24 protein-coding genes and 1 tRNA gene are annotated in these 25,978 nt (G+C 53.1%); 18 read left to right on the forward strand and 7 right to left on the reverse strand.

The window, feature by feature from the left end; genetic code table 11:
* The first annotated feature begins 28 nt into the window (after positions 1-28).
* From pyrF to M6D89_RS03540, 10 genes are all read left to right on the forward strand, one after another.
* A complete protein-coding gene (gene pyrF, locus M6D89_RS03495) occupies positions 29-739 on the forward strand; it encodes an orotidine-5'-phosphate decarboxylase (protein ID WP_253966641.1) in 711 nt (236 codons plus the stop codon).
* Positions 739-1,413, forward strand: coding sequence for a (d)CMP kinase (gene cmk / locus M6D89_RS03500; protein WP_253966642.1), 675 nt, complete (start codon positions 739-741; stop codon positions 1,411-1,413). The genes pyrF and cmk overlap by 1 nt, the downstream gene beginning before the upstream one ends.
* A gap of 237 nt (positions 1,414-1,650) precedes the next feature.
* Positions 1,651-3,009 carry a phosphohexomutase domain-containing protein gene (locus M6D89_RS03505; protein WP_253966643.1) on the forward strand — a complete coding sequence of 453 codons (1,359 nt, stop codon included), beginning with the start codon at positions 1,651-1,653 and terminating at the stop codon, positions 3,007-3,009.
* Positions 3,010-3,208: 199 nt separating this feature from the next.
* Entirely contained in the window at positions 3,209-4,108 is a 900-nt protein-coding gene (gene galU, locus M6D89_RS03510; protein WP_253966644.1) for a UTP--glucose-1-phosphate uridylyltransferase GalU, read from the forward strand.
* Between the two features lie 333 nt (positions 4,109-4,441).
* Complete coding sequence (rpsA, locus tag M6D89_RS03515) at positions 4,442-6,121, forward strand: 30S ribosomal protein S1 (protein WP_253966645.1); 1,680 nt, start codon at positions 4,442-4,444, stop codon at positions 6,119-6,121.
* Between the two features lie 197 nt (positions 6,122-6,318).
* Positions 6,319-6,609, forward strand: coding sequence for an integration host factor subunit beta (gene ihfB / locus M6D89_RS03520; protein WP_253966646.1), 291 nt, complete (start codon positions 6,319-6,321; stop codon positions 6,607-6,609).
* A 30-nt stretch (positions 6,610-6,639) separates the two neighbouring features.
* The gene (locus tag M6D89_RS03525; protein WP_253966647.1) at positions 6,640-6,939 is read left to right on the forward strand and encodes a lipopolysaccharide assembly protein LapA domain-containing protein; all 300 of its coding nucleotides are present in this window, start codon (positions 6,640-6,642) and stop codon (positions 6,937-6,939) included.
* 1 nt (position 6,940) lies between these two features.
* Entirely contained in the window at positions 6,941-8,128 is a 1,188-nt protein-coding gene (gene lapB / locus M6D89_RS03530; protein ID WP_253967695.1) for a lipopolysaccharide assembly protein LapB, read from the forward strand.
* Positions 8,129-8,153: 25 nt separating this feature from the next.
* The gene (locus M6D89_RS03535; RefSeq protein WP_253966648.1) at positions 8,154-9,110 is read left to right on the forward strand and encodes an NAD-dependent epimerase/dehydratase family protein; all 957 of its coding nucleotides are present in this window, start codon (positions 8,154-8,156) and stop codon (positions 9,108-9,110) included.
* Positions 9,107-10,129: an MraY family glycosyltransferase gene (locus tag M6D89_RS03540; RefSeq protein ID WP_253966649.1), complete on the forward strand. Its 1,023-nt coding sequence runs from the start codon at positions 9,107-9,109 to the stop codon at positions 10,127-10,129. Before M6D89_RS03535 ends, M6D89_RS03540 begins: the two co-directional genes overlap by 4 nt.
* On the opposite strand, the gene M6D89_RS03545 is transcribed toward M6D89_RS03540, so the two are convergent.
* Positions 10,122-12,041 (reverse strand): polysaccharide biosynthesis protein, encoded by a 1,920-nt coding sequence (locus tag M6D89_RS03545; protein ID WP_253966650.1) that lies wholly within the window; start codon positions 12,039-12,041, stop codon positions 10,122-10,124. The two genes, M6D89_RS03540 and M6D89_RS03545, sit on opposite strands and share 8 nt — an antisense overlap.
* A gap of 234 nt (positions 12,042-12,275) precedes the next feature.
* On the opposite strand from M6D89_RS03545, the gene M6D89_RS03550 reads away from it, so the two are divergent.
* A tRNA-Val gene (locus tag M6D89_RS03550) sits at positions 12,276-12,352 on the forward strand.
* A 165-nt stretch (positions 12,353-12,517) separates the two neighbouring features.
* Positions 12,518-14,425 carry a molecular chaperone HtpG gene (htpG, locus tag M6D89_RS03555; protein ID WP_253966651.1) on the forward strand — a complete coding sequence of 636 codons (1,908 nt, stop codon included), beginning with the start codon at positions 12,518-12,520 and terminating at the stop codon, positions 14,423-14,425.
* 48 nt (positions 14,426-14,473) lie between these two features.
* On the opposite strand, the gene M6D89_RS03560 is transcribed toward htpG, so the two are convergent.
* From M6D89_RS03560 to acnB, 3 genes are all read right to left on the reverse strand, one after another.
* Positions 14,474-14,929 (reverse strand): methylglyoxal synthase, encoded by a 456-nt coding sequence (locus M6D89_RS03560; protein ID WP_253966652.1) that lies wholly within the window; start codon positions 14,927-14,929, stop codon positions 14,474-14,476.
* 13 nt (positions 14,930-14,942) lie between these two features.
* A complete protein-coding gene (locus tag M6D89_RS03565) occupies positions 14,943-15,782 on the reverse strand; it encodes an SDR family oxidoreductase (protein ID WP_253966653.1) in 840 nt (279 codons plus the stop codon).
* A 68-nt stretch (positions 15,783-15,850) separates the two neighbouring features.
* Positions 15,851-18,469 carry a bifunctional aconitate hydratase 2/2-methylisocitrate dehydratase gene (gene acnB, locus M6D89_RS03570; RefSeq protein ID WP_253966654.1) on the reverse strand — a complete coding sequence of 873 codons (2,619 nt, stop codon included), beginning with the start codon at positions 18,467-18,469 and terminating at the stop codon, positions 15,851-15,853.
* Positions 18,470-18,700: 231 nt separating this feature from the next.
* Here acnB and M6D89_RS03575 point away from each other — a divergent pair, with 231 nt between their 5' ends.
* Genes M6D89_RS03575 through M6D89_RS03585 form a run of 3 tightly spaced genes read left to right on the forward strand, consistent with a single transcriptional unit; the run spans position 18,701 to position 20,794 of the window.
* Positions 18,701-19,654: an SMP-30/gluconolactonase/LRE family protein gene (locus M6D89_RS03575; protein WP_253966655.1), complete on the forward strand. Its 954-nt coding sequence runs from the start codon at positions 18,701-18,703 to the stop codon at positions 19,652-19,654.
* 57 nt (positions 19,655-19,711) lie between these two features.
* Positions 19,712-20,173, forward strand: coding sequence for a DUF1289 domain-containing protein (locus tag M6D89_RS03580; protein WP_253966656.1), 462 nt, complete (start codon positions 19,712-19,714; stop codon positions 20,171-20,173).
* Positions 20,174-20,182: 9 nt separating this feature from the next.
* Positions 20,183-20,794 (forward strand): MiaE family protein, encoded by a 612-nt coding sequence (locus M6D89_RS03585; protein ID WP_253966657.1) that lies wholly within the window; start codon positions 20,183-20,185, stop codon positions 20,792-20,794.
* Positions 20,795-20,862: 68 nt separating this feature from the next.
* Here M6D89_RS03585 and M6D89_RS03590 read toward each other — a convergent pair whose 3' ends face one another.
* The 3 genes from M6D89_RS03590 to M6D89_RS03600 form a co-directional block, all read right to left on the reverse strand.
* Positions 20,863-21,366 carry a DUF934 domain-containing protein gene (locus tag M6D89_RS03590; RefSeq protein WP_253966658.1) on the reverse strand — a complete coding sequence of 168 codons (504 nt, stop codon included), beginning with the start codon at positions 21,364-21,366 and terminating at the stop codon, positions 20,863-20,865.
* Positions 21,350-23,014 carry a nitrite/sulfite reductase gene (locus tag M6D89_RS03595; protein ID WP_253966659.1) on the reverse strand — a complete coding sequence of 555 codons (1,665 nt, stop codon included), beginning with the start codon at positions 23,012-23,014 and terminating at the stop codon, positions 21,350-21,352. The genes M6D89_RS03590 and M6D89_RS03595 overlap by 17 nt, the downstream gene beginning before the upstream one ends.
* Before the next feature lie 503 nt (positions 23,015-23,517).
* Complete coding sequence (locus M6D89_RS03600; protein ID WP_253966660.1) at positions 23,518-23,730, reverse strand: DUF2970 domain-containing protein; 213 nt, start codon at positions 23,728-23,730, stop codon at positions 23,518-23,520.
* Between the two features lie 52 nt (positions 23,731-23,782).
* Between M6D89_RS03600 and M6D89_RS03605 the strand changes: the two genes are divergently transcribed.
* The 3 genes from M6D89_RS03605 to nfuA all read left to right on the forward strand — a co-directional run bounded on the left by M6D89_RS03605 (position 23,783) and on the right by nfuA (position 25,976).
* Positions 23,783-24,457 carry a pseudouridine synthase gene (locus M6D89_RS03605; protein ID WP_253966661.1) on the forward strand — a complete coding sequence of 225 codons (675 nt, stop codon included), beginning with the start codon at positions 23,783-23,785 and terminating at the stop codon, positions 24,455-24,457.
* Positions 24,458-24,535: 78 nt separating this feature from the next.
* Positions 24,536-25,255 carry a potassium channel family protein gene (locus tag M6D89_RS03610; protein WP_256504505.1) on the forward strand — a complete coding sequence of 240 codons (720 nt, stop codon included), beginning with the start codon at positions 24,536-24,538 and terminating at the stop codon, positions 25,253-25,255.
* Between the two features lie 133 nt (positions 25,256-25,388).
* Positions 25,389-25,976 carry a Fe-S biogenesis protein NfuA gene (gene nfuA, locus M6D89_RS03615; protein WP_253966663.1) on the forward strand — a complete coding sequence of 196 codons (588 nt, stop codon included), beginning with the start codon at positions 25,389-25,391 and terminating at the stop codon, positions 25,974-25,976.
* Positions 25,977-25,978: the final 2 nt, after the last annotated feature.

A 25,978-nucleotide genomic window follows, 5' to 3' on the forward strand; every position in this document is an offset into this window, starting at 1 on the left:
CGACGGATATACTGACAACGGGGGAGTTATGCGACAGCCGCAAGGGCCGCGCTTAATCGTAGCGCTGGATTATGATAATGCCGAAGATTGCTTGAAAATTGCTCATCAGCTGTCGCCGCACGAGTGCCGACTAAAAGTCGGCAAAGAGTTATTCACCGCATCAGGCCCTCAATTGGTTGACCAGTTGATGACCCTGGGGTTTGATGTTTTTCTGGATTTAAAATTTCACGATATCCCCAATACCACAGCAAAGGCTGTCGCCGCGGCCGCTCGTTTAGGTGTGTGGATGGTAAATGTACACGCTAGTGGCGGTCAGCGCATGATGGAAGCGGCGCGCAATGCGCTCTCTAACTTTGAAACCCCGCCTTTATTGATCGGGGTTACGGTTCTTACCAGCATGGAAGAGTCGGATCTAAAAGGCGTGGGTATCGATGTATCTCCCTTACAGCAAGTGCAAAACCTCGCCAGACTGGCGCAGACGTCCGGGCTGGATGGAGTTGTTTGTTCGGCCCGTGAGGCAGAAATATTAAAGCGCCTCTGTGGCGATGACTTCTCTCTGGTCACTCCCGGCATCCGTCCGGCCAGTGCGGCGGCGGATGATCAGCGCCGCATTATGACTCCGGCTCAGGCCATTGCTGCGGGCAGTGATTACCTGGTGGTGGGGCGACCGGTCACACAGGCCGATGACCCGAGTATCGCCTGCCGCGATATTCTGGCGCAAATAAAGGGGGCCTGTTAGTGAGCTCAAGTCAGGGACAATATTTATTGGTCACCATTGATGGCCCCAGCGGCGCGGGTAAGGGCACGTTAAGTCAGCTGCTGGCTAAAGCGTTGGGTGCGAGTTTACTCGATAGCGGTGCTTTATACCGTCTTGTCGCCTTGAGCAGTCTTAAGCGGGGCATTGCCGCCGATGACGTTGTCTCGTTGAGTGAGACTGCCCGCCAACTGGATGTGGTCTTTCGGCCCGAAGAAGGCACAACCATGCTTGAGGGGGAGGACGTTACTCAGGCTATTCGTGCTGAGACGGTCAGCATGCTGGCCTCTCAGGTAGCGGCCCTGCAGCCTGTACGCGATGCTTTGTTAGAGCGCCAGCGCCAGTTTTCCAAAGGGCAAAGCTTGGTGGCGGACGGACGCGACATGGGCACTACGGTCTTTCCCGAGGCCGATGTAAAATTTTTCCTTACCGCCAGCTCCGAGGCCCGAGCTCAGCGCCGCTACAAACAACTGCTTGAGCGCGGTGAAGAGGTAGACTTGCAGCAGTTAATTGCTGATATCGAGGACCGGGACTTGCGCGATCGTTCCCGCGCGGTTTCTCCACTGCGTCCAGCCCCGGACGCCATAGAAATTGACAGCACGAATTTAACGATTCCTCAGGTGTTGGAGCTGATGCTCTCGCACGCCTCAAATCATTAGTGCGCACGATATTTGCTATATGCTTTATAAAAGCTCTATCAAGAGCTCGGTAAGGTGTGCACTCTTATCGATAATTGTGGCTTGAATGCCCAAATACGGGGCGAATTGACGAGTTAATAGTCTAGTTGTCATAAAAAGCCACGATTTCTTGATGCACTATGCTGGGGCGTTTGTAAGTTTTACTCGACGGTGCTGCGAATGCGGCCAATAACAATTTAACAATGGATGACAAGGTATATGACAAGCTTAACGTGTTTTAAAGCCTATGATATTCGGGGCAAATTGGGCGAGGAGCTAAATGAAGATATCGCCTACCGAATTGGCCGAGCTTACGGCCAATTCTTGCAACCGAGTAGTGTGGTGTTGGGCGGCGATGTACGTTTGACCAGCGAGTCACTGAAGCAGGCTTTGGGAAATGGTTTGCGCGACGAAGGTGTGGATATTATCGATATCGGTATGACAGGGACCGAAGAAGTCTATTTTGCCACCAGCCACCTTGAAGCCGATGGCGGAGTAGAGGTAACCGCCAGCCACAATCCGATTGATTACAATGGAATGAAGCCCGTGCGTGCAGGCTCTCGCCCTATTAGCGGTGACACTGGTTTGCTGGATATCAAGCGCTTAGCGGAAGAGGGCGATTTTGGCCCCGTGGCGGAAGAGTCGCGCGGCCAATATGTTAAGCAAGATACTCTGAGCGATTACGTTCAGCATTTACTGACCTATGTGGACGTGAGCGAGCTCAAGCCTCTCAAAATTGTGGTTAATGCCGGCAACGGCGCCGCCGGTCACGTTATTGACGCGATCGAGTCCTTTTTACCTTTCGAATTTATCAAAATCCATCACGAGCCCAATGGCGAATTCCCCAACGGTATTCCAAACCCTCTGCTGGTGGAAAATCGGGCCTCTACCCGTGAGGCAGTGCTGGCGAATGGAGCCGATCTGGGGATTGCCTGGGACGGTGATTTTGATCGCTGTTTCTTCTTTGACGAGAAGGGCGATTTTATCGAGGGATATTATTTAGTGGGGTTGTTAGCTGAGGCCTTCTTAACCAAGGTGCCCGGCAGCAAAGTTGTACACGACCCGCGCCTGACTTGGAATACCATTGATATCGCCGAGCGCTGTGGCGGCGAAGCAGTCCAATCGAAAACCGGCCACGCGTTTATCAAAGAGAGAATGCGCAAGGAAGACGCCATCTACGGTGGTGAAATGAGTGCGCACCACTACTTCAGAGACTTTTTCTACTGCGATAGTGGCATGATTCCCTGGCTGTTGGTGACCGAACTTATGTGTCGCAAAAGTGCGACTCTGTCTTCCATGATGGCCGAGTGTATCGCCAAGTTTCCCTCTCCGGGTGAAATTAATCGGGAAGTGGCCGATGCGAAGGCTGCTATTGCCAAGGTACGGAAACACTTTGAGCCCCAGGCAATTGCCATTGACGATACCGATGGCATAAGTATGACGTTCGAAAACTGGCGTTTTAATCTGCGGATGTCTAACACCGAGCCTGTGGTGCGTTTAAATGTAGAGAGTCGCGCCGATCGCGAGTTGATGCAGGCAAAAACGGACGAAATCATCGCCTTACTGGATAGCAATTAATTCGACAAATAATTGTTGAGTTAATTGGCGGCGCATGGAGCGGGCCGCCATGAATTGAGTTTCATGCGAGCCCTTTAAGTTAAGTTCTGGGATTCCCGTGCGAATCCGGAGGCGCTTAAGGGGCGACAAATGAGCAGATGTGGAGGATCTGTTTGTTTGTCAGGTTAGTAAAAACCGACAGACCCTGAAGGAGTTTAGGATGCAAGTGAAAAAAGCTGTGATCCCTGTGGCAGGCTTGGGCACCCGTATGTTGCCGGCAACCAAGGCCATTCCCAAAGAAATGCTGCCCGTGGTAGACAAGCCTTTAATTCAATATGTGGTTGATGAGGCTGCCGCCGCCGGTATTAAAGAAATTGTATTGGTGACCCACGCATCAAAGAACTCCATTGAAAACCACTTCGACACCAGTTTTGAGCTGGAAGCCCAATTAGAAGCGCGCTTAAAGCGCTCATTATTGGAGCAAGTGCAATCGATTACGCCGCCGGGTTTGACCGTTATTTCGGTGCGTCAGGCCGAGGCGAAAGGGCTTGGGCACGCAATTTTGTGTGCCAAACCGGTTATTGGCGATGAGCCTTTTGCTGTGTTGCTGCCAGATGTCTTGGTGGATAGCTACGAGTGCAACCCCAAGCGGGATAATTTGGCAGGCATGGTTCGTCATTATGATGAAACTGGCGCCAGCCAAATTCTGGTAGAAGGTGTGCCCTGGGAGTGGGTGTATAAATATGGCGTGGTTGATTGTGATGGCCAGGAAATTGGTGCGGGCAATAGCCGAAAAATTAAAGCCATGGTGGAAAAGCCCCCTGTCGACGAGGCGCCTTCAAACATGTCTATTGTGGGGCGCTATGTGCTGTCGGCGACGACTTGGGATTTGCTGGAGCGCACTCAGCCGGGCGCCGGTGGAGAAATTCAGTTGACCGATGCCCTGGATGCGCTGCTGGAAAAAGAGCCGGTGGAGGCTTATGAGTTGGTCGGACGCAGTCACGACTGTGGCAGTAAAACCGGCTATATGATCGCCAATATTACCTATGGTGCTCGGCATCATGAAGTCGGCGAGGCTGTCACTGAGCACCTTAAGAAGACATACTCAGCGGGGAATTAAGCGCGTTTAATCCGCCTAACTCGGTGTTTTGGTAAAAAAGGGCGGGATTGTGTCGCTAAATTTGGCGATAGCGTAGTTTTATCTTGCTAACAGGCTGGCGTTCTGCTAGCCTGCCCGCCCTGCTGAGACTTGGATTAGCTGGGGTGCCCTATGGGCACTCGTATAATCCGTGGGCAAGCAGGTGATAGACAGGCTTTGTCAGCGAAGAGGTCTGGCTATCAATTCAATGAATCGACCCGTATGACTGACCGTACGGTGCTGTGTCGAGCAGGCGTTAATAGTTTTTGAAAGCGTTTGTTCTGGGCAGTGTCTTATTACAGGTATTTATAGACCATGACCGAAAGTTTTGCAGAGTTATTTGAAGAGAGCTTGAAGACCGTTGAAATGGCGCCCGGCACTATTGTGACTGGGGTTGTTATCGACGTAGACAAAGACTGGGTAACCGTACACGCGGGCCTGAAGTCTGAGGGCGTGATTCCCGCCAACCAGTTTGCCGATGAAAACGGTGAAGTGAGTCTGGAAGTAGGGGATGAAGTACAAGTTGCCCTGGAAACCGTAGAAGACGGTTTCGGTGAGACTCGTCTGTCTCGCGAAAAAGCCAAACGCGCCGAAGCCTGGAAAGTGTTGGAAGCGGCTCACTCGGCTGACGAAGTGGTTAAAGGTGTTATTAACGGTAAAGTTAAAGGTGGTTTTACCGTTGATGTAGCTGGTATCCGCGCCTTCCTGCCCGGTTCTTTGGTGGATGTTCGCCCCGTGCGCGAAACCGCTCACCTGGAAGGCAAAGAACTCGAATTTAAAGTGATCAAGCTCGATCAAAAACGCAACAACGTTGTGGTTTCTCGTCGTGCGGTTCTGGAGCAGGCCAACTCGGCCGAGCGTGAAGAGCTGCTGGCTACCCTGCAAGAAGGCATGGTGGTTAAAGGTATCGTGAAGAACCTGACCGACTATGGTGCTTTCGTAGACCTGGGTGGCGTTGACGGTCTGCTGCACATTACCGATATGGCCTGGAAGCGCATTAAGCATCCGAGTGAAATCGTGAATGTTGGCGACGAAATTGACGTTAAAGTACTCAAGTTCGATCGTGAGCGTAACCGCGTTTCTCTGGGTCTGAAGCAGCTGGGTGAAGATCCATGGTTGCAGATCACCGGTCGTTATCCGGAAGGCGCCCGCGTTAAAGCGGTTGTGACCAACCTGACTGACTACGGCTGCTTTGCTGAGCTGGAAGAAGGTGTTGAAGGTCTGGTTCACGTCTCTGAAATGGATTGGACCAACAAAAATATCCATCCTTCTAAGGTTGTGAACGTTGGTGACGAGATCGAAGTGATGATCCTCGACATCGATGAAGAGCGTCGTCGTATTTCTCTGGGTGTTAAACAGTGCCAAGAGAATCCTTGGGATGCCTTCGCACGCACCTGCGCTAAAGGTGAGAAAATCACCGGTAAGATCAAGTCGATTACCGATTTCGGTATCTTTATTGGTCTGGAAGGCGGCATCGACGGTCTGGTTCACTTGTCCGACATCTCTTGGCAAGAAGCTGGCGAAGAAGCGGTACGTAAGTACAAGAAAGGCGACGAAATCGAGACTGTGGTTCTGGCTATCGATCCCGAGCGCGAGCGTATCTCGCTGGGTATCAAGCAGCTGGAAGCCGATCCTTTCTCTGAGTATGTAGCCGAAAACGATAAAGGCACCGTGGTTAAAGGCGTTGTCAAAGAAGTTGAAGCTAAAGCGGCCGTGGTAACTCTGGCGGAAGACGTTGAAGCGGTATTGAAAGCGTCTGAGCTGTCTCGCGAGAAGGTCGAAGATGCCCGCAATGTGCTGAAAGAAGGCGAAGAGGTTGAAGCTAAAATCATTAGCGTTGATCGCAAAAACCGTTCTATCAGCTTGTCAGTGAAGTCTAAAGACGTTGCTGAAGAGAAGGCTGCGATTAAAGAGCACTCGGCGAAGCAGGTAGAGCAAGCACAGCCTGCCACCCTGGGTGACTTGATTAAGGCACAAATGGAAGCGAAAGACTAAGGTTTGACGCCTTCATAAAAAGCCGACCTCCGGGTCGGCTTTTTTTTTGCCTGCGATTTGATATAGGATACAGATCAAAGACTTAGGCGTTATTTATAAAGCCTTTGTTAAATCTTGCGTCCAGCTTGGCTACGTTATAAGCTAACTTCGGCTTGCGGCGCAAAGCCTGCATTAAAAGGTATTAACGAGACCAGGCTATGACAAAATCTGAGCTAATTGAGTATATTGCCGAAAAGCAGGACCACCTTCCGGTACGCGATGTCGAACTGGCTGTTAAGCTGTTACTGGATTATATGTCCGAGATGCTGGCCGAGGGTGAGCGTATCGAAATTCGGGGCTTTGGCAGTTTTTCCCTTCATTACCGGGCGCCCAGAATGGGGCGCAACCCCAAAACCGGTGAGTCCGTAGAGCTCGAGGGCAAATATGTTCCTCACTTTAAGCCGGGCAAGGAAATGCGGGACCGAGTCAATGACAGTATCCAAGCCTAATACAGAACGCGTAATCGGCGCGAGTTTACTATGAAAACCATTGGTCGCTGGATCTTCATCCTGCTCATCATTATCGCTATTTTTCTGGGGTATCTTTTCAGTCTGGAAAACGACACCCTGGTTTCTGTTACCTTGGTGGGTTTGACTCTGCCTCCTATGGGGTTGGGAACTTGGCTGCTCGCATTTTTGTTACTGGGACTGATTCTGGGGATAATTGTGACGGGTTTGCCTGTTTTTCGTCAAAAGCAGAAGGTGACTGCCTTAACCCGAAAAAATCGTCGTTTAGAGCTGGAAATACAGCAGATAAGAAGTCAAGATCTGCGTGGCTGATATGAATACCTTGGCGCTACTGGGAGCATTGGTCCTGGGTGTGTTACTCGGCTTGGGCGTGGGGTATATTCGCCGCGCGAGCAGGGAGTTACGTCAACCTAAAGATTATGCCCTGCAGTATTACAAGGGGTTGAGTTATCTGTTTAATGAGCAGCCGGACGGCGCGATTGACGCGTTTATCGGCTCTTTAGACGTCAATAGTGATACGCTGGAAACCCATCTTGCTTTAGGTAATATGCTGCGTAAGCGTGGCGAAGTCACTAAAGCGATCAAAATTCATCAAAATCTACTGGCTCGCCCGGGCCTAACCACCCGCCAGCTGCACGAGGCGCAGCTGGAGTTGGCGCGGGACTATGTCCGCTCGGGCCTTTTGGATCGGGCTGAGGCACTGCTGCTGGAGCTGGTTAAGCTCTCATCCGCTTACCAACAGGTTGCTCTTGAACACTTGGTTGAAATTTACCAAGATGAGCAGGAGTGGGCCAAGGCGATTGATATGGCGGCGAAACTGGACAGTAAGCACTACAAGCCCAAACAGGCCTATCAGTTAAATCAACTACAAGCGCACTTCTCCTGTGAGTTGGCGCTGCTGGAGCAAAAGCAGCGCAGCTACAACAAAGTAAGAAATCACTTGCTGGCGGCGCTAAAGTACGATCCTCAGTGCGTGCGAGCCAGTTTGCTGTTTGCACACTTAGAGATTATTCAGGGGCGTTATCGCGGCGCCTTAGAGCATTTGCATAAAGTCCCCGAGCAGGCCCCCGATTTTATTATCGAAGCGCTGGATATGATTTGTGAATGCTATGACAAGCTGGGTGAGCCCGAGGCTTTGCTGCGCTATCTCCAGTCGCTTTACGACTCCTATCCCAGTAATAGTCTGGTATTAAAGATTGCCGAAAAGCTGCGCTGGGTTAACGATGATTATCGCGCTGCTGATTTTATCGCTGAGCAGTTAAAAGAGCGCCCCAGCATTCGCACCTTAAATCGCCTGGTCGAGTTGTATCTTCCGCACTCAGAGGGGCGTGGGCGCGAGAATTTACAGCTCTTAAAACAGTTGGTGGATAAAGTCATTGCGGAAAAGCCCAGCTATTGCTGCACTAAGTGTGGTTTTTCTGGTAATACCATTCACTGGTTGTGCCCCGGTTGTAAAACCTGGGGCAGTGTCCGTCCTATCCGTGGAGTCGCCGGCGAATAGCCCGGCGCAGCGGATTGCCTAGAGCATGCATTCAGAAGCTCCCCAGGTTTTTGTGTCGGGCGTTACCGGTTTTGTCGGTGGCCATATCTATCGCTACCTAAGTGGCAGAGGATTAAAGGTCGCAGGTTCGGGCAGATCTAGTGGCCAAACGCATGATGCCTGGGTTGCCTTGGACGAACACTCTGATCTGAGCGAATTTAAACAGGCGCTGGCGGGAGTTGAGTGGCTGGTTCACGCCGCCGGTAAGGCCCATGTTTTTTCGGCCGAGGCTAATCGCGATGAAACTTTTTATCCCGGCAATATCCTCTTTACTCAGAAATTAATGCGTGCCGCCTGTGAGGTGGGTGTGAAGGCAATTGTCCACATAAGCTCTGTGAGCGTGTACGCAGCCGGGAAAACAAGTTTTATCGATTCTACCATGGCTGTGCAGCCGGATTCTGCCTATGGCTCTTCCAAACTGAAAGCGGAAACGGCAGCTGAGCAAATCTGTCGCTCATTGTCGGTTCCCTTAGTGACGCTGCGCCTGCCTCTGGTTTACGGTGCCAACCCCAAAGGCAATATGCAGCGCTTATTGGGCTTGGTTGACTCCGGTTTCCCGCTGCCATTGGGGGGTGTGCGCAATGCCCGAAGCTTGTTGAGCATTAATAATCTGAGCCATTTTATTGCAAGACTGATAGGGACACCCGAAATTGTTAGTGGCACCTTTGTGCTTGCCGATGCCGAGCGTTTGTCGACTCCCGAGATAATCAAAGCACTGGCCATGGGAATGGGGCGGCCATATAGGGTGTTTCCGTTTCCTTTAACGCTATTGAGCGCTTTGGCAAGACTGGCAGGCCGTAAGCAGGCGCTGGATAAACTGTGTGGTTCTTTGATCGTAGATGCAGGCGATCTCTACCGAACATTTGATTGGCTCCCACCTTTTAACACCAAAAATGAGTTAATAGAAATGGCGAGAGGCTTTGCTATGGAGCGTAAAGGTTGATTTTGGCCCTTCAGTTGATCGGTGCTTTTTTTCTCGCAGTCGCGCTTACGTATGGGCTGCGGGGCTACGCTTTGCGCGCCAATATGCTCGATCATCCCGGTGCCCGAAGCTCCCATAGTGAGGCAACCCCCAGAGGCGGTGGGCTATCGATTGTCTTGGTGGCTGTTTTAGCCGCATTTATTTTTTGGGGCCCGGGTGCGAGCTTTACGGATCAACTCTTGGTGATTGTGGCTATGGTGCTGGTGGCCGGGGTAGGGTGGCTTGATGATCGTAAGCATCTGCCCGCTCGCTACCGCCTGTTGGTCCATCTGGGGGCGGCACTATTATTGGTGTGCAGTTTGTGGCCTGCCGGGGTTGAGTTGCTCGGTGTGGCTTTACCCGAGTGGCTATGGGCAATCTGTATACTGCTTGGTGTGGTCTGGTCCATTAACCTTTTTAATTTTATGGACGGCATAAACGGCATTGCAGGCTTACAGGCTGTCTTTGTTGGGCTCGGTCTGTATGCACTTTGGTGCGGGCACGAGCTGGGCGGAATATGGCAGGCAGAATACTGGCTGGTTTTGGCGGTCGCGAGCGCGGGGTTTCTGGTGTTTAATTTTCCGCGGGCGCGTGTCTTTATGGGGGATGGTTGCAGTGGTTTTCTGGGGATGATGTTGGCTCTGGGTATTGTGAGCTTGCTGTCAGTTTCCTGGTCGCTTTTTATTGCCGGTGTGATCCTGCACGGCGTTTTTATTATCGATGCCACCTACACCTTGGGGCTACGGTTGTTGCTAAAAGAAAACCTGTCCCAGGCTCACCGCAAGCACGGTTACCAAAAGGCGAGTCGTTCTTTACGCAGTCATACAAAGGTTTCACTGACCATTGCGGGTGTTAACGTACTTTGGCTGGCACCATGCAGTGCCGCCGTAGCGCTCGGTTTTGTGAACCCCTTGCTGGGGCTGATTGTGGCGTTCGCGCCTTTGGTTGGCATTGCCCGGGCTTTGGGGGCCGGGCGTGACGATGTGCAAAGTCTTACTTAATGACCCGCAGTTGGGCGGTGTTGGTTTTGTGTAGCCAAACTGCGTCGCCCAGTTCTTCTTCGGAGTTGTAGCCGGTCGGAGCCAGCATAAGAAGGTCGCGGACTTTGTCGCAGGAATAAGAGTGGCAGGCCTTGTCCAGTTCATCCAGTATTGCCCGGGTTTCGCCCCAGGTCATACTGTATTCCTCGGCCCGCATAATGCGCTCGTGCATGGTGCCGGCAACATTGTCGCCAATCAGCAGCTCCTCATAGAGCTTCTCACCGGGGCGCAGCCCAGTATAGGTAATTTCAATATCTCCCTCGGGTGAACTTTCGCTCTTAACGCTCAGGCCCGACAGGTGAATCATACGTTTGGCCAAATCGGTAATCTTAACCGGTTCGCCCATGTCCAGCACCAGAACGTCGCCGCCTGTACCCATGGAGCCCGCCTGAATCACCAACTCGGCGGCCTCCGGAATAGTCATAAAGTAGCGAATAATTTCGGGGTGAGTGACCGTTACCGGGCCGCCCACGCGAATTTGCTGACGAAACAGCGGCACAACTGAGCCCGAGGAGCCCAAAACATTACCAAAGCGCACCATGGTAAAGCGGGTTTTACTTTGGCGCTGAGAAAGGCCTTGCAGAACCAATTCGGCCATTCGCTTTGATGCTCCCATGATGTTGGTAGGGCGCACCGCTTTATCGGTGGAAATTAGAACAAAAGATTCTACGTTGGCGCGTATTGCGGCCTCAGCGGTATACCAGGTGCCGTAGACATTATTGCGCACGCCTTCAACAATATTGTGCTCCACCAGGGGTACGTGTTTGTAGGCAGCGGCATGGTAGACGGTCTGGACGCCAAAGGTGCGCATAATGGTCTCTACCCGATGCTCCTTTTGTACTGAGCCCAGCAGGGGGATTACCTCAATCTCATAGCCTTCTTTGGCAATGATCTGCTCCAGTTCGGCTTCCAGGCGGTATAGACTGAACTCGTTTAGCTCAAACAAGACCACCCGACGTGGCGCTTGGTGAATGATCTGACGGCAGAGCTCGCCACCGATAGAGCCTCCGGCACCGGTAATCATAACCACCTTGCCGGTAATGCAGGCACTTAACAGCTCTTTGCTGGGCTGGACAGGGTCGCGACCCAATAAGTCCTCAATATCCACATCGCGGATATGTTCAATACGGGCACGACCGCTGATTAGGTCGGGAATGGCGGGAGCCGTTTGCACGGTAACCCCTAAGGGTTCGAGGTTTTTAATAATCTGAGCCCGGCGCGAGTGGGGGGTATTGCCCAGCGCTAAAAGCACCCGCGTGGCGCCAAATTTCCGAATAATCTGCGGCAGTTCAGCTGGAGATTGAACCTTTATATTGGCAAAAACGGAGCCCTGACGGCTGGGCTCGTCGTCGACGAAAGCGACGACTTTGTACGTTGTCGCTTTAAGTGCCAAGCGAAGCTGATGCCCTGTATAGCCGGCACCGTAGACGATAACCGCCTCTTTGTTGCCCAGCTTTTGGCCCGAGAGCACCATCACTATGTGGTGCACCAGCAGCCTGGGCCCGCCCAGCAGAATCAGGGCTACGGTGAGATAGATAAAAGGCACCGAGCGGGGAATAAAGGAGTGGGTAAAAAAGCTTCCCACGGCGAGAATAAGTGCTGAAAAACAGCTTCCCAAAAAGACTGTATTGAGAGCCTGGGGGGTCATATAGCGCAGAATAGCGCGATACATTCCCATTTTTATAAACGCTCCCAGGGTGCAGACGATGGTGATTGCCAAGGTGGCCAGCTCGGGTTCGCTGACAGGGATGTTGAAGCTGCCAAGGCGCAGGCAAATCGCGATATACAGAGAAAGAGTAATTGCCAGAGAGTCGTAGGTTAAAGAGATAACCCGCTTGGTGGTTCGGGATGACTCAAAAAGCAGTTTTAGCATGACGAGTGGCCTTGGGGTGATGATCACGCAGCGCTATCCTTAAGTCGTCGATTATACGGTATTTCTGCTTCGGAAGTGAGATCCGAGCGGCACTTTTTACTATTATTCAACGGCTTAAAGGCAAATGTTGTATTAAATTGTTACCTAAAAGCCAAAATAAGGTCTTGCCTGGATCGCGGATGCTTGGTAAAGTTCGCGCCCAGTTGCAGAGCACAGCCTCTGCGGCGATTTTGTACGACCGTAGCTCAGCTGGTTAGAGCACCACCTTGACATGGTGGGGGTCGGTGGTTCGAGTCCACTCGGTCGTACCAATTCTTCTGCAGTATCAGTCACTTATCCTTTTATCCCCGCATTTTAATTGGCTTAAAATTCCTGCTTAAGCGCTTGAATTCTTGTATTTTGCCCCCCATCTACTGAACCGGATATGAACAGCCTGCTAGGCGACACGGTTATTTTGGTACAGGAGCCTCAAGACAATGACAGTAGAAGCGCAAAAAGAAACTCGCGGCTTTCAGACGGAAGCAAAGCAGCTTTTACATTTGATGATTCACTCGCTTTACTCCAATCGGGAGATTTTCCTCCGCGAGCTGATCTCTAACGCCTCGGATGCGGCCGATAAACTGCGGTTTGCGGCGGTGAAAGATGACAGCCTTTTTGAGGGCGACAGTGATCTGAAGGTGAAGGTGAGCGTCGATAAAGACGCGAAGCTCATCACTATCAGTGATAACGGCGTGGGTATGAACCGCGAAGACGTAATCGACAACCTTGGGACCATTGCCAAATCGGGCACCGCTGCATTTATGCAGAATTTGACCGGCGATGACAAAAAAGACGCCCAGCTTATCGGTCAGTTTGGGGTTGGCTTCTATTCATCATTTATTGTCGCCGACAAAGTGGTGGTTACCACACGTAAAGCCGGGGACAAGCCCGAAAATGGGGTGCGCTGGGAGTGCGACGGCGAAGCCGAGTTTGTAATTGAGAACACCGAAAAGGCGACCCGAGGCACGACCATTGAGTTGCATCTGAAAAGCGATGCCGATGAGTTCGCCGACGATTGGCGTCTGCGCTCCATTATCAAAAAATACTCCGATCACATTGCGATCCCCATCGTGATGGATAAAGAAGTCCCCGCAGAAGAAGAGGGCGGCGAACCCACAATTGAAGAAGAAGCAGTCAATACGGCGACAGCTATGTGGACTCGCTCGCGCTCGGAGATCAGTGAAGAGGAATACCAAGAGTTTTACAAGCATGTCAGCCACGATTACAGCGATCCGCTGACCTGGAGCCATAACCGCGTAGAAGGTAAGCTGGATTACACCAGCTTGTTGTACATCCCGGCGAAGGCTCCGTTTGATTTGTACAACCGCGATGGTGCCCGGGGCTTAAAGCTTTATGTTCAACGCACTTTCATCATGGATGATGCGGAGCAGTTCTTGCCGCTTTACATGCGCTTTGTCAAAGGCGTAGTGGACTCCAATGATCTGTCGCTCAACGTCTCACGCGAGATCTTGCAAAAAGACCCCAATATCGACTCCATGCGTTCGGCCTTGACCAAGCGTGTGTTAGATATGCTGACCAAGCTTGCGAAGAACGATGCCGAGAAGTATGCGACCTTTTGGAACGAGTTTGGGGAAGTCTTAAAAGAAGGCCCGGCCGAGGATTTCGCCAACCGCGAAAAAATTGCCAAGCTGCTGCGCTTTGCGACTACCCATAACGATACTGCCGAGCAGACTCAGTCTTTGGATGATTATATCGGTCGTATGCAAGAAGGGCAGGACAAGATTTACTATATCGCTGCGGAAAATCACAACACGGCGAAGAACAGCCCGCACCTGGAAGTCTTCCGCAAGAAGGGTATTGAGGTATTGCTGTTGTCCGATCGCGTGGATGAGTGGCTGATGAGTCATCTGTCTGAGTACGACGGTAAGTCTTTGCAGGATGTGGGTAAAGGCGAGTTGGATTTAGGCGAGTTGGACAACGAGGAAGACAAGGAAGCCAAAGAGAAAACCGCAGAGGCGCTTAAACCTTTGCTTGAGCGCGCCAAAGGCGCCCTGGGTGAGAAGGTAGAAGATGTCCGCGTCACTCACCGCTTAACTGAATCACCCGCGTGTGTGGTGGTTCCCGAGCATGAAATGGGAGCGCAAATGCGTCGCTTGCTGGAGTCGGCCGGTCAGGCTGTGCCCGAGTCCAAGCCTATCTTTGAGCTGAACCCAGAGCATCCGCTGGTGCAGAAGCTGGACCAGGAGCAAGACGAAGATCGCTTTGCCGACTTGGTGGATGTTTTGTTCGATCAGGCCAATCTGGCCGAAGGTGCTCACTTGGCGGATCCCGCCGCCTATGTACAGCGCTTGAACAAACTGCTGTTGGAGTTAAGCAACGGCTAATCGGTTAGGTCCGAATAAAACGCCCCGGGCAGCCGCTCGGGGCGTTTTTTATGTGCGGCTTTTCATATAGCTTTCGTAGTCCGGCACCGAACGCTGAAACTCCTGGTTAAACAGCGGTGAAGCCACCATAAAATCCGCGCTAATAATGTTGCAGGCCACGGGGACATTCCATACCGCGGCAATTCGTAGCAATGCCTTTACATCAGGATCGTGCGGCATAGGTTCGAACGGGTCCCAGAAGAATATTAAGAAATCGACTTTTCCCTCGGTGATCAGCGAACCCACTTGTTGATCACCGCCCAAAGGGCCGCTGATCAGTTTGTTGATTTCCAGTCCGGTTGCCTGACTGATGACGGTTCCGGTGGTTCCCGTGGCGTAAAGCGTGTGCTTTTTTAAGTCTTCAGTGTGGTTTTCACACCAGCGTACAATATCTGGCTTTTTATTGTCGTGTGCCACCAGGGCAATCGATTTGTTGGCGGGCAGGGTGATTTGCTTATAGTGCATCGCGTTAATCCGTTTAAGTGGAAATTCGACCCAGTATATTGTCCATCATCCGCGTTGTCAGGATGCGTTTTAAATACCCCATAAGGTAGGTGGGGAAGGTGACATAATAGCGGGGCTTGGGACGTTTGCTGGTCAGCGCATGGTGAAGTTTTTTATATACCGCATCGGGACCCAAGGTGAATTTTGATGCGGGTCCTGGCTTGGATAGCCGGTTGATGGCAGCGGCGTATTTAAACCCGTGGCGACTGTTATTAAAGTCGACATTCGCCTCCAGGGCCTTGAGGGCGTTTTTACGAAAGTCGCTGAGTATGGGGCCGGGCTCAATCAAGCTGACTTTAATATCCGTGTCGGCAAGTTCCAGGCGCAGTGTGTCGGTAATCCCCTCCAAGGCAAACTTGCTGGCGTTGTAGGCGCCGCGAAATGGCATAGCGGCGAAGCCCAGTACCGAGCTGTTGTGTACGATACGGCCGTGCCCTTGCTTGTGCATCACTTTTATCACTTCATTGGTCAGTTCGCACCAACCAAAAAAGTTAGTCTCGAACTGTTTTCGCAAGGTGTCTCGGGTTAAGTCTTCAACCGCGCCGGGTTGGCCATAAGCGCCGTTATTAAACAGAGCATCCAGTTTGCCATCGGTTAGGGCCAGGGTTTTTTCCAGGGCGCTGTGAATGCTGTCGGTGCTTGCAACATCCAGTTGAACGCAGGTAAGTCCCTCAGACTGCAAGCGACTGACGTCAGAGGACTGCCGACAGCTGGCGATCACCTGCCATCCATCTTTGGCCAGGGCTTTGGCACAGTGGTAGCCGATGCCCGTTGAGGCGCCGGTCACTAAAATACTTTTTCGTTGGTCGCTCATAATTGGTTTTCCAGGCTATAAAAAAGCCCACCGGGTGGTGGGCTTTTCAATTCAAAATAACCGTGGGTTTACACAGCTACATTTTGAATTTCAACGGCGGCAATACGCTTACCTTCATCCGCTGATTTTTGATATTCCTCAATCTCGTTAAAGTTGAGGTAGCGGTAAATATCATCGCCCATGCTATCCAGTTTGCTGGCGTACGTCAGGTATTCTTCCGGTGTGGGAATTTTACCCAAAATAGCCGCTACTGCTGCCAGTTCGGCCGAGCCCAGATAGACGCCCGCGCCCTGACCCAAACGGTTGGGGAAGTTACGGGTTGAGGTAGATACCACAGTCGAGTTGGGAGCAACACGCGCCTGGTTGCCCATGCAAAGAGAGCAGCCCGGCATTTCGGTGCGCGCACCTTTGCGGCCGTAGATGTTGTAGTAGCCTTCTTCCATCAATTGGTGAGCGTCCATTTTGGTCGGTGGGGCAATCCACAAACGAGTGGCCAGCTCTTCTTTGGCGGCATCCAGCAACTTACCGGCGGCGCGGAAGTGACCGATGTTGGTCATGCATGAGCCGATAAATACCTCGTCGATCTTGGTGTTCTGAACGTCAGACAAGGTTTTTACATCGTCCGGGTCGTTGGGGCAGGCCAGAATCGGCTCTTTGATTTCGGCCAAGTCGATCTCGATGACGGCGGCGTATTCGGCGTCGGCATCGGCTTCCATCAGTTCTGGGTTTTCCAGCCACTCTTCCATCTTGCGAGCACGGCGCTCCAGAGTACGCACATCGCCATAGCCTTGTTCGATCATCCAGCGCAGCATAACGATATTGGACTTCAGGTACTCGATGATCGGCTCCTGGTCCAGCTTAATGGTACAGCCAGCTGCCGAGCGTTCGGCTGAGGCGTCGGAAATTTCAAACGCTTGCTCGACTTTCAGCTTGGGCAAGCCTTCTACCTCGAGAATGCGGCCCGAGAAGATGTTCTTCTTGCCTTTTTTCTCAACGGTCAACAGGTCTTGTTTAATAGCGTAGTAGGGAATGGCGTTAACCAAGTCGCGCAGGGTAATCCCCGGCTGCATTTCGCCTTTAAAGCGCACCAGCACGGACTCTGGCATATCCAGTGGCATGACACCGGTAGCCGCGGCAAACGCCACCAGACCTGAACCGGCCGGGAAGGAAATACCCAGTGGGAAGCGGGTGTGAGAATCGCCGCCGGTCCCCACGGTGTCGGGCAGCAGCATACGGTTCAGCCAGCTGTGAATAATACCGTCGGAAGGGCGCAACGCCACACCGCCGCGGTTTTGAATAAAGTCGGGCAGGGTGTGCTGAGTTTCAATATCCACGGGCTTGGGGTAGGCCGCGGTGTGACAGAAAGACTGCATGGTCAAATCGGCGGAAAAGCCCAGGCACGCCAGGTCTTTCAGTTCGTCCCGGGTCATGGGGCCAGTGGTGTCCTGAGAGCCCACGGTGGTCATTTTCGGCTCGCAGTAAGTGCCGGGGCGGATGCCGTCGGTGCCACAGGCGCGACCGACCATTTTCTGAGCCAGGGTGTAGCCTTTATCACTGTCAGCGGGCTGCTCGGGCAGACGGAAAGTGTCGATGTCGGGCAGGTTCAAAGAGGCGCGGGCTTTAGCGGTCAAGCCGCGACCGATGATCAGCGGAATGCGACCGCCGGCCTGCACTTCGTCCAGAAGCACTTGAGACTTGAGGCTAAATTCGCAGATAACGTCGCCGGTTTCGGCGTTCAGAATTTTACCCTCGTACGGACGTACATCAATAACGTCGCCGCTGTTCAAATCGTCAACCGGCGCTTCAAAAACCATCGCACCGGCATCTTCCATGGTGTTGTAGAAAATAGGCGCTACTTTGCCGCCGATGCACACACCGCCGGTGCGTTTGTTGGGCACGCCGGGGATATCTTCACCGATGTACCACAGCACTGAGTTAGTGGCGGATTTACGTGAAGAGCCGGTACCCACAACATCACCCACAAAGGCCAGCGGGTGGCCTTTGGCTTTGAGTTCGTCAATTTGCTTGATGGGGCCGATGGTGCCTTCGTCGTCGGCGGTAATGCCGTCGCGGCTGTTTTTGTACATGGCCAGCGCGTGCAGTGGAATGTCGGGGCGCGACCAGGCGTCTTGCGCCGGTGACAGATCGTCGGTGTTGGTTTCACCGGTCACTTTAAACACGGTGAGTTTGGTGCTTTCGGGCACTTTCTTGCGCGAGGTAAACCACTCGGCATCGGCCCACGACTGCATGACTTCCTGGGCGTGCTGATTGCCCGCTTTGGCTTTGTCTTCCACGTCGTGGAACGCGTCGAACATCAGCAGAGTGTGTTTCAATTCTGTGGCCGCTAATGGCGCCAATGTCTCGTCATCCAGCAGATCAACCAGGGTCTCGATGTTGTAGCCACCGTGCATTAGGCCCAGCAGCTCTACCGCTTTGGGCTTATCGATCAGTGGTGATTGGGCTTCGCCTTTGATCAATGCGCTGAGAAACGCCGCTTTGACATAGGCCGCTTCGTCCACACCCGGTGGCACTCGCTCGCTGATCAGCTCTAGCAGGAAATCTTCTTCCCCGGCCGGTGGATTCTTTAACAGTTCCACCAGATCGGCGACCTGTTCTGGAGAAAGGGGTTTCGGGGGCACGCCTTGGGCTGCGCGTTCGGCAACATGGTTGCGGTAGGCTTCAAGCACGATTGAGATCCTCTAATTGTATTTGAATTACTCCGTTGGCAGGATCGCTGCGTTGGAGGCTATCCATGACCCACATGGATGGTCCCGGGACTGTCAACAGTCCGGCGGGCTAATCGGGCGCGAATTATACCCCATTGGGCCATGCCTTGTTAACTTGACTGGCTTTTTCCTCTGGTAGCGCAAACATTCTCTGCTAGAATGCCCCAAATATTAAAGCCCATAGGATGGAAAATGAAAAAGTATGCTTTATGCGCAGCGCTGGTAAGTGTTGTCGGTTGTCATCATGCCCCCGAGACTGTCGCCGACGCACCGCAAGGCTATTGCGCGACCAGTGAATTTGTCGAGGCGCCCGCAGGTACGCTTGAGGCCGAGCGCATTGAGGTGGCTAACAACACCGCTCCCGGCTTGTACGAGGGGCCGGTGTGGATTGATGACACCCTGTACTTTTCTCATTTTACTTTTGGTGAAGGGTTTCCATCCAATATTCTCGCCTTTAATGGCGATGCACTGACGGTAGCATTGGCCGATTCCGGTAGTAACGGCTTGGCGAAAGATGATCAGAGGCGTATTTTGGCGGGCACCCATAAATACAAAAGTGTCTCGCGGTACGATCGGGGCACTTGGCAGCGCGCCGAGCTAGCGGGGCAGTATCAGGGGCGGGTTTTTAATTCTCCTAACGACTTAACTATGGCGGCCGACGACACGCTATATTTTACCGACCCGGGGTTTCAGCGCGCCGCAGCCCCAGGCGGCCAGCCGGTCACCGGTGTATATCGGGTTCGGGATGGGGAGGTGAGCCTGATTGATGCCAGTATCGAAAACCCCAATGGCATTTCTCTCTCGCCCGATCAGCAGACGCTTTACGTGGCCGGTGGTGGCGAAGACGGTTTTGTGCGCGCCTATGACCTTAGCGGTGAAAAGCCGGTTAGCTTGGGCAATATTCTCGAGGGTGTACAAGTGCCCGACGGCATGGCCGTGGATTGCTTGGGTAATCTTTATGTCACCGAGCATACCGCGCAGCGGATTCGGGTTATTACGCCGCAAGGTGAAGTCATCGCCCGCATCCCTTTGGATGCGAATGTCACCAATGCCGCTTTTGGTGGCGAGCAGGGCACCACCTTATTTATTACCGGTGCCGGGGCCCTCTGGCAGTTGGATCTCGGTGTGAAGGGTCTGCCTTACTGACCCCCGGTGGTGTAGAATGCGGGCACTTTTATTAGCTGTGACTCGCTGTTGTTCGATATGCCCGTATTCACACCCGTTAAAACTCCCTGCGTTGGCGTTTGCTCCACCGGTATTGGCGATTCTGTCTGTCGCGGCTGCAAACGCTTTGCCCACGAGGTGATCCACTGGAACGCCTACAGTGAAGATCAGCGCCGCGTGATCGCCTCGCGCCTGGAGACTTATTTGACCCAGGTGGTGGCTAACCATATTGCCGTGATTGATCAGGCGCTTTTACTGACGCAAATTCGGCACCAACAAATCCAGTTTAATCCCGATCAGTCACCCGAGTGCTGGGCGTTTGATTTGCTGCGCGCGGGCGCCAGTCAGATAAATGATTTGGCTGTGTATGGCTTGCAGTTACAGCCCGGCTCGCGTGCCCTGACTCTGGTGGCCATACGCGATGACATTGACCGGGATTTTTATGCGCTCTCCTGCGCCTACTATGAGCGCTACATCGCCCCCGGCCTAACTTCCGCCTAAAGACCCTATATGATCGACTTAACTGATATTAAAGAGTTTCTGCGCTGCGATACCCCCGATAGCTGGGTAGAGAGTGCACTCGCCAACCCCGCGTTAATGCTCTTGGATCACGCCAATTGTGAGAAAAAAGCGGCCTCCACCGCAATACATTTAATGTACCGCTATGTCGATGACTTCGAGCTGTTGAATAAAATGTCCCGTTTGGCGCGCGAAGAGTTGCGTCATTTTGAGCAGGTGATTGCCCTAATGGAAAAGCGCGGCATCGCCTACGAGCAAATTACCGCCTCACGCTACGCCGCGGAATTGCGCAAACCGGTGCGCACCCACGAGCCGGGCCGGCTGATCGATACTCTCATTGTGGGCGCTATTATTGAGGCGCGCTCATGCGAGCGTTTTGCCAAGCTGGCGCCACACTTGGATACCGAGCTGCAAAGCTTTTATGTGTCGTTATTAAAGTCGGAGGCGCGCCACTTTAAAGATTATTTAGGGCTTGCCCGCAAAGCCGCGGGTGGCGAATCCATTGAGGGCAGGGTGGATGAGTTTTTGACGCTGGAAGAAAACTTGGTGCAGGCAGGGGATTCCGAGTTTCGTTTTCACAGCGGGCCAGTAGCGCTTGCGTAAAGCTCTCGTTTGAAGTGTCTATAGACAACGCCGGGCACTAAGAATGATGCCCGGCGCTGAGTATGCCGTTACGCGCGACGGCGAAACAGCGGCTGCGGCTGATCCACGCCAGCCTGATAAAACTCGGTAAAATCCGCAAGCGATTGCTGCGCCTTTTCCAGATCGGCGTTGTCGTCATCGAAGCGAAAAGCGTTCACGCCGCAGCGTGACAAATAGCACAGCTGGTCGCGAATAAAGCCACCCACCGCACGCAGCTCGCCGTTAAAGCCAAAGCGTTCGCGTATTAAGCGCGCGGTCGAGAAAGCCCGGCCATCCATAAAGGCGGGAAAGTTTACCGCCACTAATGGCAGGCTTTGCGCATCATTACCCAGGTCGTAAGCGCTCTCGTCACTGTCGATCCAAACACCGATATCGCTGCGCGCTTGCAGTTGCTCGCGCTGCGCCTGCCACACTGACAGAGGAACGATAACCTGACCTTCGGGGACCCTTACCTCGGCCGCTTCACCTTCGGGTTTGTCCAGGCGTTGCCAGGTGTCTTCAATAATGGCCCCATCTTTAACTAGCTTTGGCATATACACGCTCCTTAAAAGGGGCAATACCGATACGCTGGTAGGTATCGATAAACAGTTCTTCTTCGGTGCGGTTTTCCAGGTAGACATTGACCACCTTTTGCACCACTTCGGGCATTTCTTCGGCTTCAAAGGCCGGGCCCAATACTTTCGCCAGTGAGGCTTTATTACCGGCGTTGCCGCCCAGCATTACCTGATAGAACTCCTGGCCTTTCTTGTCCACCCCCAGCACGCCGATATGGCCCACGTGGTGATGGCCACAGGCGTTCATGCAGCCCGAGATGTTGAGATCCAGATCGCCCAGGTCATACACATAATCCAGGTCTTCAAACTGGCGCTGGATGGCCTCGGCCACCGGAATTGATTTGGCGTTGGCCAGCGAGCAGAAATCGCCACCGGGGCAGCAAATAATGTCGGTCAGAGTGCCGATGTTGGGTGTGGCAAAGCCCAGTTTTCGCGCTTCTTGCCAAAGATCGAACAGTTCGGTTTTCTTAACGTCGGCCAGCACCATGTTTTGCTCGTGGGTGGTGCGCACCTCGGCAAAGCTGTAGCGCTCGGCCAGATTGGCGATATGCTCAAGCTGAGTATCGGTGATATCCCCAGGGGCAATGCCGGTCGGTTTTAGCGACAGGGTCACAGCGGCATAACCGTCCACCCGGTGTTGGCGTACATTGCGGCTCAGCCATTTGCCAAAGGCGATGTTATCGCTGGCCTGCTGTTCCAATTGCGCCTGAGCCGAGGCGTCGTCCAGGTTCTGATAATCGGGCTCGGTAAAGTAGCTTTTGGCGCGCTCAATGTCTTCGCGGCGCAAGGTGCTGGGGGCGTCTTTCAGATGCTGCCATTCTTGCTCGACTGCCTCGGCAAAAGTCTCGGCGCCCATGGCGCGAACCAGAATCTTAATGCGAGCTTTGTATTTGTTATCACGACGGCCATGCAGGTTGTAGACCCGTAAAATGGCTTCTAAGTAGGTCAGCAGGTGTTCTTGCGGCAAGTACTCGCGAATCGCGCTGGCAATGACCGGGGTGCGGCCCAGGCCGCCGCCGACCAAGACTTTAAAGCCGATTTCGCCCGAGCCATTGCGCACCAGCTGAAGGCCGATGTCATGCACCTGGATCGCCGCGCGATCCATTTCGGAGCCGGAAATCGCAATTTTGAATTTGCGCGGCAAAAAGGCGAACTCCGGGTGAAAGCTCGACCACTGACGGACAATTTCACAGTAGGGGCGCGGGTCGACGATTTCATCGGGCGCCACACCGGCAAACTGGTCCGAAGTAACATTGCGGATGCAGTTACCACTGGACTGAGTGCCGTGCATTTCCACTTCAGCCAGTTCGGCGAGAATATTGGGTACTTGATCCAGATCGGGCCAGTTGTACTGAATGTTCTGACGGGTGCTGACGTGGCAGTAGCCTTTGTCATAGTCCCGCGCAATGCGGGCCAGGCGGCGCAGCTGAGTGCTGTTTAACATGCCGTAGGGCACGTTAATGCGCAGCATAGGCGCCAGGCGCTGCACATACAGGCCGTTTTGCAGGCGCAGGGGCAAGAACTCCGCCTCGCTCAGATCGCCCGCCAAGTAGCGCTCGGTCTGATCGCGGAATTGCGCCACCCGTTGGCGCAGAATCTCGTGGTCATACTGGTCGTAGATATACATAAATCGTTTACCATCGCTGAAAAAGCCCGGGGCAGGGCGTCGCAGGCGCGCAAGGATACAGTAAAAGCGCGTCCGCCGCGAGACCCGCCGAGGCGCGAAGGTAGCAATTTAGAGCGGGATTTTGAACGATTTTATTTCGCTAAGGTAAAAGTTTTTGGTTATAAAGGCGCCAGCCCTTGAAACTTTGTTAAAAATTGTATATAAGAAGGATCACCTAGGAGCTAGATTGCACGGGACGCTGGCTATTTTTAGACGTTGGCTATTGTAAAAGAAACCTGTGTGTAACCAACCAGAAAACTGGGAGAATAAAAATAATGAATGAACAAATTGAAATGCAAGATCAAGGCGATAGTGTTGCCGACGCTATTGCGGCCGTATCTCTGGTAGCTATTTTTGTAGCCACCTGTATTTTCTGGATTAGCGGTCAGTAGTGTTTTTGCCGCCTGCGGGCGGCAACCCCCTAACGCCTGTTTTATATTGTCGTGTCCTGCTTTAAAGGCGATTTATTGATCTCCCAGTAAGACCTTTACCAGCAAAATCAACCCGCCCACAAACAATCCAGTAAAAATAATCCCCGCCGCCACATAAACGTAAAGGTTGCCCTGGGTAAAGTCGCGCTCGCGGTTTTTGTTGCTTTGCACGCCCACGGCGGCTGCCAAGGTGCTGAGAATGGTTTGCCCGATGCTAGGCTTGTTGTTATCAGATTTTGGCGACATAAGAAATTCCGTTAAACTCTAGCTTGATCAGCAAAAGATTAGTCTATCATTTATGAACACCCCCGTTTCCGAGCTCGCTGTATTGCCGCCTTGTGCTGAGGACATTGAAATCCTCAGAGCAGAGGCCGATTATTTACTGATCAATAAGCCCGCGGGGCTTCTCAGTGTGCCTGGGCGTCACCCAGATAACAATGACAGTGTGTTAAGTCGCATGGGGGCGCTGTACCCAGGGGCCAGTATCATTCATCGCCTGGATTTCGATACTTCGGGGGTGATGGTAGTGGGGCGGACCAAGAGCGGTCACGCTCATATTGCCCGCCAGTTCCAGGAGCGGCAGACCTACAAACTGTACACTGCGATTGTGGCTGGGCGGCTGGCGCAAGAGCGCGGTGAAATCGATATGCCCATCGCCCCCGATAAAGACAACCGGCCCAAATACAAGGTGGATGGCGAAACTGGCAAGCGCTCGGTCACCCGCTACCGGGTGCTCAGCTACGATGCCGAGAGCGACACCTCGCGGTTAGCGTTAGAGCCGGTCACCGGTCGCTCGCATCAGCTTAGATTGCATTTGGCGAGCATAGGTCACCCCATTCTCGGCTGTGTATTTTATGCCTCCCCCGAGGTGGCCGCTCGTGCCACCAGGCTTTTACTGCATGCGACCCGGCTGCACTTTGCCGCGCCCTATGGTGAAACGCCGGTTAAAGCCTTTGCAAACTGTCCTTTTTAGGAGCAAAAACCTTTGCGCAAGCCCCGTAAGACTTGGCGTCGCCAGCTGTATATACAGCTGGAGCCCCGCGCTTGGCTGATGGGCGTTTCGCCGCTTAATAGGCTTATATGCGGTCTGATTTTGATCACGGTAATTGCGGCGGCGCTGGAGACCGAGCCCAGTATCAGTCGTGGCTACGAGTCGATCACTCGCGCGTTAGAGCTGATATTTAGCGGCTTGTTTTTGCTTGAGTATCTGGCCCGCGTATGGGTCTGTGTCGAGGATCGGCGGTACCGGCGCCCGCTGCGGGGGCGGCTCAAGTACATGCTAACCCCGGCTGCGCTGCTGGATCTGCTGGCGAGCTTGCCCCTGTTGCTGGGATTCTGGGGGGCGGAGTCTTTAATTCTGCGCCTGGTCCGCTTGCTAAGATTATTGCGCCTAACGCGCTACGGGCCTCTGGCGCGCGCCTTACACCATGTGGTCAGTGCCGTTCATTCGCGCCAATATGAGTTGTATGTCAGCCTGATTATCGCCTTTAGTATGATCTTTATCTCCTCGGTGGCCCTCTATTGGGTTGAGGGCGAGGTGCAGCCGGAGGCGTTTGGCAGCATCCCCCGCGCCATGTGGTGGGCAATTATTACCTTCACGACTGTCGGCTATGGAGATGTTTATCCCGTGACATCTTTGGGGAAGGTGTTCGCCTCAGTCACGGCATTGTCGAGTATTGCCCTGGTGGCTATGCCCACTGGGATCATGGCCTCGGCGTTTAGCGATGCCATGCGCCGTGGTAAAGACGAAATCTCTCATGTTCGCAAATAGTGGCTGCTTGTTTTCCGTCGGCCGGGCCTTTAATCGACGGGATTGGGCAGATCAATTTTTAATTCCGGCGTATCTGTCGTAAAATACCTGAGTAATTTAATCAGGTATACACAGAGGTCTCTTAATTTCGCTTATGCTTAGCGTCGATATTACCCCATCAGCACAAACCTACCTCAAAGGCTTGCTGGACAAGCAAGACAACAACGAGGGCATCGGCATTCGTATGTTTGTCGCCAATCCCGGCACCGCCAAGGCCGAGACATGCATTGCCTATTGCCGTCCCGAGGAAGTCAAAGAGGGGGATGTCACCCTCGAGCTAGAAGGTTTTAACGCCTACTTTGAAGAGCGCAGCTTACCCTTTTTAAAAGACGCCAAGGTGGACTATTCCGCCGATCGGATGGGTGGGCAGTTGACCATTCGTGCGCCCAACTCCAAAATGCCTCAGGTGACTGACGACAGTCCCCTGGAAGATCGGATTAACTATGTGCTCTTTAACGAAGTCAATCCGGGGCTGGCCTCCCACGGTGGCGAGGTGAGTCTGGTTGAGGTGACCGAGGATCAGTATGCGGTGCTGGAGTTTGGTGGAGGCTGCCAGGGTTGCAGCGCAGTCGACTTAACCTTGAAAAATGGGGTAGAAGTCGCGCTCATGGATAAACTGCCTGAGCTAAAAGGTATTCGCGATATTACCGACCATACTGATCGTACCCAGGCATATTATTAGCA

The sequence above is a fragment of the Gilvimarinus xylanilyticus genome (assembly GCF_024195295.1).
Taxonomy (GTDB): domain Bacteria; phylum Pseudomonadota; class Gammaproteobacteria; order Pseudomonadales; family Cellvibrionaceae; genus Gilvimarinus; species Gilvimarinus xylanilyticus.